This is a genomic window from Peribacillus sp. SIMBA_075 (assembly GCF_046534585.1).
Window position 1 is genome coordinate 26,186 of record NZ_JAWRYN010000010.1, and the last position, 15,337, is coordinate 41,522.

A 15,337-nucleotide genomic window follows, 5' to 3' on the forward strand; every position below is an offset into this window, starting at 1 on the left:
TTCATGGATTATGACTACTCAGGCAGTCCAACCGCTTTAAAAGCATTTTCAATTGTCCCTACAGCCGTTTTCGGAACTTCTCCACTATCAACTAGTTTTTGCGCTGACTTGATGACAATCTGTACGAATTGATTGAAATTTGCCGTTGCAAATAAATTCTGCATCGCATTGAACCAGATCAAAGCCGCTTTGTCCGTTCCGATCTCCATCGATACTAGATAAAAGGCCTTGTTTGGTATGCCGCTATTTATATGGACACCATGATTATCCCGATCTCCTTTATAGAAGTTCCTCATGTGATCAGGCTGCAAATCTTTCCCCATTAACTTATTGTCAAATGCAGTACCTGGTGCTTTCATCGAACGGAGCGCCTGTCCTTTCAGTGATGGTCCCATTATATCAGCACCAATTAGCCAATCTGCATCTCCCGCTGTTTGCTTTAAATGAAATTGTTTTATGGCAATTCCAAACGCATCCGAAAGATGTTCATTCAAGGCCCCAGACTGACCATCATACTCCAATCCACTTGTGAACTGCGTAACCCCATGTGTAAGTTCGTGTCCAATAACATCGAGTGAATTGGCAAAATTGCTAAAGATGACCCCATCGCCGTCACCAAATACCATTTCATCCCCGTCCCAATAGGCATTCGTGAATTTATTCCCATAATGAACGTTCAGAATGAGATCAAGGCCTTTGTTATCAATTGAATTACGATGCAAGACATCCTTGAAATAGTCACGCACAACTCCGCTATAATCATATGCAGCGTTAACTACTGGGTCTGCATTTGATCGATCCCCTTCTTTCCTGGCCTCATTCTCCCGGAGTTTCGTTCCTCCCTTGCAATCATAAACATGACGGGCAGATTCTCCACGAGGACCAGCTCCTGCATCAGTTAAAGCGACAACACCATCAATATCATATTCCTTCAAGATTCTGCGCCTGCGCATATGACGGCTTTTCGCTAAACTGACCCGTGCTTCTTCCACATCATTTTGTGCCAAATTCTCAAGAATATAGTTAGGTACGATGAAACACTGACACTTTTTGGAACAATCTCTTTTGTGCATATTCAACACTCCTTCATGTTTTTTTTCGATCCATTACATTTTCGTTATACAATAATGCCAACGCGTCTGTCCTCAACATCCTTCATGGTACTTATCCGTTCAACAAGTGTTTGATGCTTTTCCTATATTCAACACATTTCTATAGATTACTTTCGCCGGACTACCCCCATTTTCCTCCATTTCTTCCACTCTTCTACTTGCAAACTCTTTCTCGGCAAATTCACTCCTTAGTTACAGTTATTCTTCTTAGTCGATATGCCCATTCATCTTTAACAAATACAAACTTCCAATTTTTTAATAAATTTCATATTTTTCTCACATTTTTCTTTTATCATCTATATAGTGAAATTAATAGTACGACTCGGAGGTCCTGAATAAATGGAAACTAAACAACCAAACACTTCTCTGTATAGAACAGTATGGAGATGGCATTTCTATGCTGGAATTATTTTCGCACCCTTACTTATTATTCTAGCAGTCACTGGCTCAATCTATTTATTTAAGCCACAAATTGAACAAGTACTTTATCAAGACTTCAACGAGGTTACTCCGCAAGAAGATAAAATACCAGCATCCCAGCAGATTGAGCAAGTGAAGAAACTTTACCCTGATGCAGTGGTGACAAAATATCATCCCGGAGAAAGTGCCTCTCGTTCAAGTGAAGTAGGCATTACTTCTAATAATGAGTCTCTTACGATTTTCATGGATCCGTATACTGGTAAATCTATTGGAGAGTTAAATGATGAAGACAGAATCATGGATAAAATCGAGGAAATTCATGGTGAACTAATGGCTGGCACCTTAGGTGATAGAATTGTAGAGTTAGCTGCGTGCTGGGCAGTTGTGTTAATTGTCTCCGGTCTTTATTTATGGTATCCAAAAAAGAAGCAAGGTCTTTCTGGTGTACTTTTTCCAAGATTAAATAAAGGAAAAAATATTTTCAGAAGAGATTTACATGCAGTACCTGCCTTTTGGATAACTGCAGGTATGCTATTTTTAATTATGACAGGATTGCCTTGGTCAGGTTTTTGGGGAAGTAATTTTCAATCGTTAGCTACCAATTCTGGATCTGGGTATCCTCCATCTATATGGTCGGGAAGTGCTCCAACATCCTCAATTAAAACAAAAGATATTGCAGATGTTCCTTGGGCAGCAGAAAATTTAGATGTACCTATCTCAGGTATTCAAGGTTTTATCCCACTGTCCATTGATGATGTAGTTACAATTGCGAATCGTGAGGGTATGCATCCAAGTTATAGCATAAATATTCCAAATGAAACAGATGGCGTTTATACATTATCAGCTTTTCCACCGAAAGCACAAGATGAAGCAACTATGCATATCGACCAATATTCCGGTGCAGTTCTAGCTGATTATCGTTATGATCATTACGGTTTAATAGGAAAAATAGTTGCATGGGGAATTACATTGCACAAAGGGACCCAATTTGGTTTGATTAATCAAATAAGCAGCCTTCTTATTTGTTTAGGAATAATTCTTGTTGCCGTTAGTGGTTTTTATTTATGGTGGAAGCGAAAGCCGAAAAAAGGATTAGGTGCACCAAAAGCTCCTCATATAAAGAACATGAAATCCTTTCTAATTCTGTTAATAGGTCTAGGAATTTTGTTTCCTTTGGTTGGTTTGTCGCTTATTGTTGTGTGGCTAATTGACTGGTTAATTATTAAAAGAAGATCTGCAGTTAAGAAGGTTATGAATGCATAATTCGAAATGTAAAGGGTGGCTTTTGCCGTGAAAAAAAATATATGTATTTTTTTAATCTTTATTTTCATCCTATTGCTAAGTGCATGTTCACTTGAAAAGGATGCCGCTAATCAATACAAAGAAGAGACGCCTCTTGAATCAGAAATAATCATACCAGAATCCTTTACTGCTAATAAACAGGAGACGATAAAGGTTGTTCTTACTCAAGGTGGTAAAAGGGTTAGAAGCGCAGATTTTGTTCACTTTGAGATATGGAAACAAGATGGATCTCTCAAATATAGTATGGAACAAGCTGAGGCAGAGGGAAACGGTACTTATAGTTTAAGTAAAAACTTTGATAGTGATGGTCTATACTATATAAAAGTACATGCTAGTAACGATGGTTCAATAATTATGCCTCAAAAACAGTTTATCGTAGGAAAACTTTCTAAAAGTGATTTAAAAATCATGCAAAAAGGTATGCATAAACAAGAGGAAAGTCATGAACACCATCATTAAATCTTTTCGAAAATCCGGTTTTCATTTGAAGACCGGATTTTCTATGGATATTTGCTACCCCGTTTTTGTTGGTAATGATAATAATAGGGTAAGAATTTTAGTTTTTATTTTTGTTATTTTAATAAATAACCAATATTTTATGGATTGGAGAGAATGGTATACCTATTGCGATTAATGGATTTTGGAATGAAGGCAATACCGAGCAATTGCTTCCTGTTGGAGTCTTTTTAACATCGAATATACTACATCAAAAGCATCGTCAGAATTTTGGGGGATACTGCTTTTCTTGGTTATTACCTTTCGCTTTGTTTCAACCTGCCTGAGAAAAAGGAAAAAATTTCACTTCTCCCTAAACCTAGCTGGATTAGCAAGAAGTAAAATACACCTTTCCAAAGCCTATTTAAAAAATCAAGGGAACATACTGGTTCAACCAATATCCCCATTATAGAGTTACTTTTTATACACTCGTTAAATCCCCATTACTGGAGTTAGTTTTTTTCTTTTTACTTTTATTTCTCATTATAAATTTTTCCATATAATAAATGATAATTATAAATACAGACATAATGCCAAAATACGATATGATAACACCTAAAGCGTTCGAATTCTCGAATTGGCCTTTTTCCCCTCTTAGGCTGCCTTCTGACATTGGTTTTTCAAATTGGCCTTCTCCCGCTTCGAAGCCGCCTTCCGGAGGATTTGGTCTTTCTCCCCTTTTGAAATCCCCTTGAAAGTTCGGTTTTTCTCCCCTTTCGAAGCCGCCTTCTGGCATTTGTGAGGAAGAAAAATTAAACACGTTCGCAACTCCTTGCAGCTGCATGATGAAATTTGTTGAGTACATTTGATAGCCCCCAAACACTAATAAAGCAATTGTTGCTGCTCTTGCTAAAATCCCTATGAATGGTTTGGGGGTTCTGAACTTCATCATATTTTTAAAAACATTCATTACCCATTTCCAATGTAATCCAATATGAGCTGCAACTAAAATAAGCACTAAAAACGAAATGGATATATGAGAAATTTTAAACCATTGTTCATTACCAACGTTGATATTTGGGAATACAACTCTTGAAATAAAAATACCACTGATCATAATAAAGGTCATTGTAATTAATAACATTACGTTTAAAAAATAACCAAATTTTGTTTTAAGAGGTAAATTAAGGTCAAACAATTTAACCGTGACTTTTTTTACCCATCGCCAATTGAGCAATACATGGATGAAAAATAATACGGCAATTACTAACCCGGCAATTTCATGAAACGTTAATCCTCCTAATACTCGTTTATTGAAAAATAATACGAACGTAACGGCCATTAAAATATCTAATCCAAGCTTCACGAACATCAGCTTTTTCATATCTTATCCTCCTAAGTAGTTTGTCCTTGAATTTTTTTAACTAACTCCCTATTCATATTGGTGAAACTTATTATGAATAGTTTTTCTTAATTTTTTATTAAGGGAGTTTAAGGAGAATTAACTGGAGGAATTGCATCTTGAAGACAATGAACTTACCAACAATTCCTTTATAACGCTAAACCCATGCAAATTAAAAAGCCTCAACTCCTTAAAGGAATTGAGGCTTGCATTGCTATTTATCATTTGGGCAAGAAAGCATCAGGGCGTTCCTTCATGCTTTCTTCCTGTTCCAATTAAATAATACGGGTTGTAACGATGCCTTCGATTTGTTTGATTTTTTCTTCCAAGCTAGGAATGATATCGCCGTTTACTTCACCGTCAATGTCGATGATCGTATACGCATATCCCCCACGGCTTCTGTTAACCATGTCAGCGATGTTCAAATTAAAGCCTGATACAGCCAGTGTGATTTGCCCAACCATGTTCGGAACGTTTTCATGGAATGTTGCCACACGACGATTTCCTGTAAAAGGAAGGGAAGTATTTGGGAAATTCACTGAGTTCTTGATGTTCCCTGTTTCTAAAAATCCTTTCACCTGACGTGCTGCCATGATGGCACAGTTTTCCTCTGATTCTTGCGTAGAGGCACCAAGATGCGGAATTGGAACGACATTTTTCATTTTCAGCACGTTTTCATTCGGGAAGTCTGTAATGAACTTGCCAACTTTCCCGCTTTCAAGTGCAGCTTCCATATCATTTTCATTCACTAGCTCACCGCGTGAGAAGTTCAAAATATGAACGCCTGGTTTCATGATGCCAAATGTTTCTTGGTTAAACATCCCTCTTGTGTCATCCGTTAATGGAACATGTACAGTAATGTAATCAGATTCTGCAAACAATTCTTCAATCGTCATGGCGCGCTGTACATTGCGAGATAAATTCCAAGCTGTATCGACAGAGATGAACGGGTCAAATCCAATTACATCCATGTCTAAATCCAGGGCATCATTCGCCACAAGCGCACCGATCGCACCTAAGCCTATTACACCCAGAGTTTTTCCCTTGATTTCTTTTCCAACGAATTGTTTCTTTCCTGCTTCTACAAGCTTCGGAATTTGTTCTCCTTCGCCTTCTAATGTCTTTGTCCATGCCACACCGGCAAAAAGGTTACGAGATGAAGCCATTAATGATGTCAGTACCATTTCTTTTACAGCGTTAGCGTTAGCACCAGGTGTATTAAAAACAACGATTCCTTGTTCGGTACATTTGTCGACCGGAATATTATTGACTCCCGCCCCTGCCCTTGCGATTGCTTTTAATTGATCTCCGAATTCCGTTGTATGCATGTTAAAGCTGCGTACAACGATCGCATCAGGGTTTTCACTGTCATTGTCGACCGTAAATTCGCCTTTATTAAATACATTTAGTCCGCTTTCAGCAATATTATTTAATGTTTTGATCGTTTTCACTTTTTCTAAAAGAATTGTGCTCATCTTGTTTGTCCCCTTTTGGTTATGATAGTTTTTTTTCAAATTTCGAAATATTGACAATATTTTTTGCCCATGAAAATCTGCATTCTTTAAAACTTCACTATCCTCTGTTAGTAAACAGAAAGAGGCAAGGGATAAAATCCCTTACCTCTGCCCAGGCGAACGGCTACGACACTATGTGTTCCCTCACGGTTATCCGTGTTTCGCCAGTTGCACATAGTCTTTTGATTGATTTTATTCTATCAAATTATTCAGCAAATTTCAATATCAATTTAAAGGTTTTATATGGAAGAAGTCAACACTCAGCATGACCGCTTGCGAATGGCCAACTTAAGCAGGTTTAATAGCCTTTGCTAAATCATGCTCACGCCAGTATTCTTCAATTTCCTCTAATGATTTCCCTTTCATTTCAAACCATCCAATTGGAAAAGCAAGTTTTTTCATCATTTAGAATGGTTCATTCTTTTGACCAATAGTAAAATAACGGAAAATAGAGTGAAAATGATCATGACCGAGATGGACGTTGTAAAAAAATTTACCCATGCGCTTGTCTCTGTGTCTTGTGGCATGACCACAATTTTTTCTATATCATGTTCTTCTGCAGCGTCATTCATTCTATTCATCGAAATTTCACTATTTGGGACAGTGGCGATAAAATATTGATCCTTTTCATAACCTTTCAGCCGCCCGCTTATTTCAAAAACTCTTTTTTGGGGCTCCAACTCCACATATGTTACTTTGCCATCCTCTAAAGTTGTGAAAAATTCATCTTCAGTTAATTCCTCAGTCGGTTCATTGTCATTATTAAAAATAAACACAATCCCCAAGGTAACCAAGAAGATTAGTAAATAAAATATTTTATTACGGAAAATCCGCTTCATCCTACACCTTCCCCCACGAAACAAACTAGGTCAATAGTATCATATAATAGTAATCATTAACAATTATTCCATGTTCATTTAAAAAGAAGGCCCTGTTGATTTCTTGGACTCGGGCAGGTTAGTTGCAAAATGGATAATATTAGTAAAAAATGGAGGTATAGCAAACTTGAAGATAAGGGGTGAAAATTTTGATTACTCATTTCGCAGATTTAGAATTACTGACAGTATCTATTGAAGGTGTAAAGCAATGCTACGCTAACCGCCTGCAGCTCCCCATTCTATCAGAATCTAAAGAGTTCATTCAGTTTCAGCTGACGCCCTTTACTACTTTGAGTTTTAAAGAAGCGTTTGAGCCCATTTCTCCAGCACACTTTGCATTTCAAGTCCCATATTCTCAATTTGATGAAGCGGCATCATTTATCCAACAATCCGGATTATTGGTCCTAAGACAAGAACATGGTCAGTATATCGACGAAACGAACGGAAGAAAAAATCTATATTTTCGTGATGGAGATGGCCACCTTCTCGAAATCATTGCCCATGATTATGTAAATGAAGATGAACTGAAGGCATCCGGAATGTTAAGAACACTTTATTTAAGAGAGATTGGCTTCCCTGTTGATTCGGTACCAAGCTTACGCGATTGGCTGAAAAGTAACCTTGGTATGAAAACGGAACAAGATCAAGATATATTTAATTTCGTAATTAGCGGAACAGCACATGCAATAGTGGTTTCAAAACAAAGGCCTTGGATCCCTATTGCCATGAAGGCCTTACCGCCAAAAATGGCGGTGACGTTCGGTACACCCGATAAAAGGTTTATTGATGAACTGACAAAACAAATGGATCACACTTTTTTAGATGACTCTAAGAAACTATTTATACTTAGTGATAGTTATCCTTTTTATATGGAACATACTCCCGAATTCAGTGCGTCAATGGTGAAAAATTTGAATTTACCTATTTGAACCGCGTTTTTCATTTAACCTGTAAAGGGGGAAATCAATTTGTTAATAAGAAAGGCAAACGTTGCTGATGCTGAAGGTATAGCAATAGTCCATGTCGATTGCTGGCGTACCACATATAAAAATATAATGCCAAGTGATTTTTTAGATAAACTGTCTTATGGGAAAAGGAAAGACGTATGGATAGAGAATATATCTAAAGATGGAAACCAGGTTTATGTAGCAGAAAATAACGAGGGAAAAATAGTCGGATTTATAAGCGGAGGAAAAAGGGAAACGAATGAAGTTGAAGATTCGGGTGATCTAACTGCGATATATATCCTCGAAGATTTTCAAAGAATGGGAATAGGAAAGAAACTCATCAAAGAATTATTTTTTATATTTAAAAAACTGGGCTTCCATACAATTTTTGTTGAGGTGCTTGAAGATAATAACTCTCGATTTTTCTATGAGGCTTTTGGTGCTGAATTGCTTAAAACCGAAAAAATCAAAATGTCTGATGCTGAATTAAATCTATTGGTTTATGAGTGGAAAGATATTAGCCCTGTATTGTTATGATTAAACTTCATTTAAGATGAATGCTGCTGGATGCGAAGGGTCCTTTTATTTCTAGCAGTTTTCTATGTCATCCTTCTCGAATTAAACCGATAGAATAATAGTTCAAAGTTTTGCGTCCATAAACTGGAAAACCCTTCTATGTGGGAAGGGTTTTTATATTGTTATCCTTCATATCAGTGCCGATTTTTGTTGGGAACTTCAGTTCTTCTCACCTTCCCCTGCTTTGTCTTACTTGTTAAATGTGATGTTTTACACTCCAACTACCGGGTTCCTATTTCTAACAGGCATTCATGTTGACTTCAAAAAAAGACACAGCCCTTAAGTGAGGAGTGTGCCTTGCGTTTGATTTAATTTTGATTAAATCCGCTTTCATCCATGTAAAAAACTTCCCAAGAATGCCCATCGATATCCAGAAAACTCCACCCGTACATGAACCCATGATCGATGGCTTCATTAAAAGGCTTTCCGCCAGCATCGAGTGCCCTATTCACGACCTCATCCACATCTTCCTTACTTTTAACCGATAGGGCCACGATGGCTTCCGTACTTGCTGCTGGATCCGGGATTTCCTTCTTGGTAAACGTTTTAAAGTAATCTTCAACCAATAACATGACATATATAGACTCACTGATAACCATGCATGTTGCATTTTCATTGGTCATTTGCTCGTTAAACTTAAAGCCCACCTTCGTGAAAAATTCTATTGAGGCATCCAAATCTTTAACAGGCAAGTTTACAAAGATCTTCTCTGCTTGAACTCCCATCAAATTCACCCTCACTTGATTTATTTTATGTTCATTCACCTACTATTCGCTCCATTTTCCGATAATCCTGCCCGCAACAAAAAAAGAATGGATGTATGCATAGCAAAACCAATTCAAGAACCATCGCCGACCGTAAACACCCATGGGGCTAATGACTCCGCCGGCTAAACTTGTAGAATCAATGAATGAACCGGGGTTTAATGCCTTATCATTCTCAAAAGAATCCGATTCTACATTAGGCACCTATTACCTTACTTCAAATGAACACTCATAATCGTTGTTTCGTTACTATTTGCTTGGCTGATATTTGTTTTTTCCAGTTTTTCAACTAGCTCGCCATTCATGATAATAATCGGAGTTATGATACTGGGAACTTTGGATTTTAGAAATTCTATATCAAATGTAACAAGCCTGTCTCCTGCTTTTACACTTTTCCCTTCTGCGACATGGACTTCAAATCCCTCACCTTTAAGGTTAACTGTATCTAAACCTATATGAATTAACAATTCTATGCCATGCTTTGTGCGGAGGCCTAAAGCATGTTTGGTAGGAAAAACCTGGATCACTTCTGCATCAATAGGAGATACAACCACCCCCTCCTCAGGAAGAATCGCTATTCCATCCCCCATTAACTTCCCGGAAAACACTGGATCGGGAACATTTTCAATATTTATAACTTGTCCATTTATAGGAGCAAGCAGATGTTCCACATTTTCTTTTTTACCGAATAATTTTTTGAACATACTATTTCCACCCTTCTCTATCTTTTTGAATCTCACAATGTTACATAGATAATAGTTTTTGTTATTTTTTCTTTTTCAATTTCCCTTCCGCTTTCTTCTTTTTATTCTCTTCCACTCTAAATGTAACGATTTCGGTTATTAATTCATAAGGAATTGGCTTGTTCAGTGGAAACTGAACGGCCCCTTTTGAACGTTTATAATCGGATAAAGCATATTCAAAAGCAGAGATCGCGCTTGAAGTTGGATAAAGTCCTATATGTTTCTTATAGGCAGCGAAATGTACCAGATTTCCGTATAAAGCAAAAGTAGGCATTTGATAGCTTATCTTTTCTTCTGCATCCGGTGCTGCATTCTTTATGACTGTTCTTATCGTTTTTAGTATCTCCTGAACTTCTTCGGGAAATTGTATAATGTACTCATCAATTGAATTAAATCTATGGGTTCCCTCCATGATTTCTCCTTTCATAAATTCATGATTAGTTATCATTATCCCCCTTCACTCTTTAAAAAAGAACTCCCTGCTAAGGCCGGGCACCCGTGAGTTGATTGCAGGCTTAATGAATGATCAAAACCATGCATTCAGATTCAACATAACTGGCTATCCGCTCAAGTTCGTTAGTTCTATCCTATCTTTAAGAACTCTTCTATTCTTTTCATTACATCTTCTAGCATCGTAATCGACCTTGAAGCATGCAAAGGTTCAATATCCAAAGAATGATTAGCATTAGGGACTTGATCCATGCTTATATTCGTTTTATTTTCTATCATTTGAATTTTACCTGGAATATAATGATGATCTTTTTCTCCTATTACTATATGTACTGAATGATTGCTGCTCAATAGCCCTTCAACAATAGAATCGAACTTCAATAGCGGCGTAAGCAAAATCATTTTGGAATTCATGAACCGCTCACTTTTCATAATTCCGTTGATGATCGGAATGGTGCCAAGTGATTTGCCCAGAAACACAGTTTCTTGATATTCATTATTTTGAAGTATTTCAGTAAGGACGGGATTCATATCATTAACGATCACTTTTGTGATATCCACCAAAGGATGCTTGAATATATCCTGGTCGTAAGAGTAATGAATATGCACGACATCAAACTGATTTTGAAGCATGAGCATTGTCGAATAATAAAATAACGGCTTCTCATACGTGTAACCCGCACCTGAAAACATAAAACAAACGGCCCGACTTCCATTTTCAATATGTGTGTATGAAACTTCTTTCTCATTATTATTTATTTTTCTTTGATTAACCTTCATGATAGACTCCCCCCATTGAATCGTTTGCTATATATATTCATTAGCTACCCGCTGCAATCCTCCTTGATTGATATGATCTAGTTTTGTACATTTACTGAATCCCCAAATAAGGTTTTGTTTCTAACCGGAAATATGTATACTTTAACTATTAACCTATTTTATGGAAATGATGAAGACCTGTATTTCATATGATCGATCAATCCATGCCTTAAAGGAGAGTGTGTAATGAAAATTAAAACGTTATGTTTCATTCTTGTCCTGCTAGTCACTGGTTCTATGAGCACGATTGATGCAAGTGCAAACGATCAAAAGGTGAAAGAACTGCATATCGGGGAATCTTTCGCTGGTGTGGAAGGCACGACGGTCATCCAAAACTTAAAAAATGATAAAGTATATATCTATAACAAACAGAGAAGTAACGTACGCTACACTCCAGAATCGACATTTAAAGTCGCGAATGCATTAATTGGCTTACAGACAAAAGCGGTGAGCGATGAATATGAAGTGAAGCGATGGGATGGTGTAATCAGGGAATTTGAAGATTGGAACAGGGATCATACTCTGGCTTCAGGCATGAGGCATTCAGTGATCTGGTATTATCAAGAAATGGCCCGCGACATAGGGGCTGAAAAAATGCAGCAATATATAAACCTGATCGACTACGGCAATCGCGATATATCCGGTGGAATCGATCATTTCTGGCTGGACAGCAGCATAAAAATATCTGCCCGGGAACAAGTACAATTCATCGAAAACCTTGTAGAGGAAACACTGCCTATCGATAAGCAACATATGAGAACCGTAAAGAGAATCATGATTAACGAAGAAGCAGACTCATATATCCTCCATGGAAAAACAGGTACACGCCTTTCCGATATGGGATTGGGCTGGTATGTGGGTTACATTGAAACGGACAAAGGGAAATGGGCTTTCGCAACGAACACGGACGCTAGCGGCAGCAAAGCCAAGGCGATTACACTGGATGTCCTGAAAGACCTGGATATCATAAAAGAATAATAGTTCACGCATGCCTCAAACTTGGGCATGCGTTTTGCTTTGTCTTAAAGAGGATATCATCCGTTTTCACATATCTTTTAAAAAGGTAGTTCTCAACGTGCATTGAAAGATAGATAGCCTTGGCTATTTCCTGTTCACCAAGACTCTGAAGCCTTTTTTGGGATTGTCCAATCAAAATAAGAAAATTCTCATCTAGTATTGATAATTTAGTAGATAGGGGGATTAATATTGAAATTAAACGAAATCAAGAAAACTTATGATGTAATCATTCCTTGTGGCAGCGCTTGCTCTCCCACTTTGCACCTAAGAAGACTTGGTTTAAGAAAATTTTCTTTGCCTCTTGACTGGGTCTATACTGAGTCATTTGCAGAAGTGGCTAATCTATATAGAAATCAGTTCAAAGAATATATGGAATTGAGGAATCTTACTTTAGTGGAAGGATCAGCTACTTATTTTGATGATGACATAGTTATAAATGCTGTAAATACCTATTTGATCAGAGATAACCATTATAAAGTTACTTCAGTTCACGATTTCCCCATCCTCCCTAATAAAAAGTGGTTTGAAACATATCCTGATTTCAAAGAAAATTTAAATAAAAAAATAGCAAGATTCAATGAAACAATTAACAATAGTGATTCAATCCTATTTGTTAGATGGTCAACAATTTATGACCATGCCTATTTGTTTCAACAAGCTATGCAAGACATGTTAAAAGAAAAAAATTTTAATGTATTAATATTAATCCCCTCGGATGATGCAACAAGTATTTCCGAATTGGAATGGAACCTAGAAAATGTTTTTTGTTTTAAAAGTTCCTAACCAGATTGAAGATGAGGCCATTTGGAATCATGCTTATAGTGGCATACAATTAAATTAACTTCTGTCTTGATTAATCGCCGTGCAAACCATGCTTATATGTTAATGATTTCAATTTTGACGATTTTAGTTATTGTTTTAGGTTTTTTATCAAGCCAAAAATAATCAACGCTTTTGCGCTTCTTTCTTTTTTTCGTTCAAGTAAGTCAACTTGTTTGACAGTCTTAAGACTAATTTAGGCTATCATATATCACATTCATTCCCCTTAAAGGCAGTAATAATTATTTTTTGTTATATTCTTGGATATACGAACTGCTTGTGAAAATTCTTCAAAAGGGAATTGGTGTATTAAAGGTTTAAGAGAAAGGCATCTGCCAAAAGCAGATGCCTTATCTTTATCTTGTTGACAGGAGTCATGTTAATCCCATCTCTTGTTTTCTTTTCTGTTTTAATACCGCAGGCTTTGGAGCCTGCTGGGAGAGTGCCGTACATTCATCAAAAGAAAATTGTTTACACCCTATACAACGGTTAACATCTAGTTTTGATAAAGCTTTATTAATGGCATCACCCGTACTGGAAAAGAACTGTTCCTCACCTACTAGTTTATTAAAACCTGTTTTTTCGAGCATTTCTTTAGGTTCCTGTTGAATCCCGGAAATCAACACTTGTAGTTGGTGAAACTTGAATTGCTTCACAATGTCGGTGAGAAGTGCTTCTCCCGATGTATCAATAAATGACACATTGCTCATTCTTAATAGGAGGACTTTTGGTTTAGAACGCATGATTTGTTCGATTTCTTCTTGCAGCCTTTCGATTGAACCAAAGAATAAAGGTCCTTCTATTGTATAAATGTGAATCTGTGGACAATTTGAACCGTGTTGAACCATTTCCGGTTTAACTAGTTTATCAGTTGGATCTGGTAAAACCCTTGATAATTTCAATGTACCGCTCATTAGTTTAACAAAAGATAGAATAGCTAATAGTAAACCGATCCCAACACCTGTTGTCAGGTCAATCAAAACCGTTAACAAGAAGGTCACGATTAATACGACCGAGTCCATGGTTTTTGCTTTTAAGATATGCGAAAATTCTTTGCGTTCACTCATGTTCCATGCGACAAACATAAGAATGGGGGCCATACTGGCCAATGGAATGGCCGAAGCATAAGGAGCTAAACTAACTAGCACCAGTAATACCACCAACCCATGTACCACACCAGATATAGGGGAAACTGCACCGTTTTTAATATTCGTTGCGGTACGCGCGATGGCACCTGTAGCCGGAATGCCTCCAAATAAAGGCGTAATCATATTGGTCAATCCTTGCCCAATTAGCTCTTTATTACTGTTATGTTTACTGCCGGTCATGCCGTCTGCCACTACAGCAGATAATAGTGATTCAACTCCTCCAAGCATGGCAATGACTAAAGCAGCCGGCAGGAGTTCAATCACTAGGCTGCCGGTGATCTGGGGAAACTGAAAATGGGGCAATTCATTAGGAATGGCACCATAGGTCGATCCAATGGTCGCTACCTGATCAGGAAAGAAAAAGGCAGCGACTAGAGTTGATACCATCAATCCCAGCAATGCTCCAGGGATTTTTGGTATATACTTTGGAGTTAATATGACGAGTGCTAAACTGATGATAGCCACCAGTACACTGTAGATGTTCACTGTATTAAAATTCAATATGATTTCTTTCATATTTAAAAGAAATGATTCTTCCTTTTTTAAGTTACTGAGTCCAAAGAAATTGGCAATCTGGCCAGAGAAGATAATTACAGCAATTCCAGCAGTAAAGCCGATGGTAACTGGACGGGGAATAAACTTGATGAATCTTCCCAATTTGAACACACCTAAAAGAAAAATCATGATGCCTGCCAAGAAACCGGCGATTAACAGTTTTTCATATCCGTATTGCATCACCACTCCCAACAAGATCGGGACAAAGGCTCCAGTCGGTCCTGCAATTTGATATTTGGACCCTCCCAAAAGGGAGACCATAATTCCAGCAATAATTGATGTGTAAAGTCCGTATTCTGGTCTTACTCCTGAAGCAATGGCAAAAGCCATCGCTAAAGGAATTGCTACAATCCCAACTACCACCCCGGCAACCAGGTCTTTTTGAAGATGGCCTAAGTTGTATCCTTCAAGCCTGCTAGAACGAATCATTCTATCA

At 37.5% G+C, this 15,337-nt stretch carries 15 protein-coding genes and 1 riboswitch; of the genes, 6 read left to right on the forward strand and 9 right to left on the reverse strand.

Annotated elements, in window-relative coordinates; all coding sequences use genetic code 11:
* Positions 1-14: 14 nt before the first annotated feature.
* Positions 15-1,073, reverse strand: coding sequence for a M4 family metallopeptidase (locus SB775_RS10175; RefSeq protein WP_410861507.1), 1,059 nt, complete (start codon positions 1,071-1,073; stop codon positions 15-17).
* Positions 1,074-1,451: 378 nt separating this feature from the next.
* Here SB775_RS10175 and SB775_RS10180 point away from each other — a divergent pair, with 378 nt between their 5' ends.
* Together SB775_RS10180 and SB775_RS10185 are read left to right on the forward strand one after the other, a co-directional pair.
* Entirely contained in the window at positions 1,452-2,795 is a 1,344-nt protein-coding gene (locus SB775_RS10180; RefSeq protein WP_410861508.1) for a PepSY-associated TM helix domain-containing protein, read from the forward strand.
* 27 nt (positions 2,796-2,822) lie between these two features.
* Positions 2,823-3,293 (forward strand): FixH family protein, encoded by a 471-nt coding sequence (locus tag SB775_RS10185; protein ID WP_061464763.1) that lies wholly within the window; start codon positions 2,823-2,825, stop codon positions 3,291-3,293.
* A gap of 457 nt (positions 3,294-3,750) precedes the next feature.
* Here SB775_RS10185 and SB775_RS10190 read toward each other — a convergent pair whose 3' ends face one another.
* The 3 genes from SB775_RS10190 to SB775_RS10200 all read right to left on the reverse strand — a co-directional run bounded on the left by SB775_RS10190 (position 3,751) and on the right by SB775_RS10200 (position 7,024).
* Positions 3,751-4,653: a DUF4405 domain-containing protein gene (locus SB775_RS10190; protein WP_410861509.1), complete on the reverse strand. Its 903-nt coding sequence runs from the start codon at positions 4,651-4,653 to the stop codon at positions 3,751-3,753.
* Positions 4,654-4,946: 293 nt separating this feature from the next.
* Entirely contained in the window at positions 4,947-6,146 is a 1,200-nt protein-coding gene (locus SB775_RS10195) for a phosphoglycerate dehydrogenase (RefSeq protein ID WP_089362989.1), read from the reverse strand.
* Positions 6,147-6,288: 142 nt separating this feature from the next.
* Positions 6,289-6,367: riboswitch (ZMP/ZTP riboswitch) on the reverse strand.
* 219 nt (positions 6,368-6,586) lie between these two features.
* Positions 6,587-7,024, reverse strand: coding sequence for an ATP-dependent metallopeptidase FtsH/Yme1/Tma family protein (locus tag SB775_RS10200; RefSeq protein WP_410861510.1), 438 nt, complete (start codon positions 7,022-7,024; stop codon positions 6,587-6,589).
* A 188-nt stretch (positions 7,025-7,212) separates the two neighbouring features.
* Between SB775_RS10200 and SB775_RS10205 the strand changes: the two genes are divergently transcribed.
* Together SB775_RS10205 and SB775_RS10210 are read left to right on the forward strand one after the other, a co-directional pair.
* Positions 7,213-7,992 carry a VOC family protein gene (locus tag SB775_RS10205; protein ID WP_410861511.1) on the forward strand — a complete coding sequence of 260 codons (780 nt, stop codon included), beginning with the start codon at positions 7,213-7,215 and terminating at the stop codon, positions 7,990-7,992.
* Positions 7,993-8,031: 39 nt separating this feature from the next.
* Positions 8,032-8,547: a GNAT family N-acetyltransferase gene (locus tag SB775_RS10210; RefSeq protein WP_410861512.1), complete on the forward strand. Its 516-nt coding sequence runs from the start codon at positions 8,032-8,034 to the stop codon at positions 8,545-8,547.
* Between the two features lie 347 nt (positions 8,548-8,894).
* Here the strand turns inward: SB775_RS10210 and SB775_RS10215 are convergent, their stop codons facing one another.
* From SB775_RS10215 to SB775_RS10230, 4 genes are all read right to left on the reverse strand, one after another.
* A complete protein-coding gene (locus SB775_RS10215) occupies positions 8,895-9,311 on the reverse strand; it encodes a VOC family protein (RefSeq protein ID WP_089362993.1) in 417 nt (138 codons plus the stop codon).
* A gap of 251 nt (positions 9,312-9,562) precedes the next feature.
* Positions 9,563-10,054, reverse strand: a complete 492-nt coding sequence (locus SB775_RS10220) for a PTS sugar transporter subunit IIA (RefSeq protein WP_317778255.1) — start codon at positions 10,052-10,054, stop codon at positions 9,563-9,565.
* Positions 10,055-10,115: 61 nt separating this feature from the next.
* Positions 10,116-10,541 carry an iron chaperone gene (locus tag SB775_RS10225; RefSeq protein WP_410861513.1) on the reverse strand — a complete coding sequence of 142 codons (426 nt, stop codon included), beginning with the start codon at positions 10,539-10,541 and terminating at the stop codon, positions 10,116-10,118.
* Between the two features lie 134 nt (positions 10,542-10,675).
* The gene (locus SB775_RS10230; protein ID WP_410861514.1) at positions 10,676-11,323 is read right to left on the reverse strand and encodes an alpha/beta hydrolase; all 648 of its coding nucleotides are present in this window, start codon (positions 11,321-11,323) and stop codon (positions 10,676-10,678) included.
* 225 nt (positions 11,324-11,548) lie between these two features.
* On the opposite strand from SB775_RS10230, the gene blaOXA reads away from it, so the two are divergent.
* Both blaOXA and SB775_RS10240 read left to right on the forward strand, forming a co-directional pair.
* Complete coding sequence (blaOXA, locus tag SB775_RS10235) at positions 11,549-12,340, forward strand: class D beta-lactamase (RefSeq protein ID WP_410861515.1); 792 nt, start codon at positions 11,549-11,551, stop codon at positions 12,338-12,340.
* Positions 12,341-12,568: 228 nt separating this feature from the next.
* Positions 12,569-13,162 (forward strand): DUF1796 family putative cysteine peptidase, encoded by a 594-nt coding sequence (locus tag SB775_RS10240; RefSeq protein WP_410861516.1) that lies wholly within the window; start codon positions 12,569-12,571, stop codon positions 13,160-13,162.
* Positions 13,163-13,572: 410 nt separating this feature from the next.
* Here the strand turns inward: SB775_RS10240 and SB775_RS10245 are convergent, their stop codons facing one another.
* Positions 13,573-15,330: a SulP family inorganic anion transporter gene (locus SB775_RS10245; RefSeq protein WP_410861517.1), complete on the reverse strand. Its 1,758-nt coding sequence runs from the start codon at positions 15,328-15,330 to the stop codon at positions 13,573-13,575.
* Positions 15,331-15,337 lie beyond the last annotated feature (7 nt).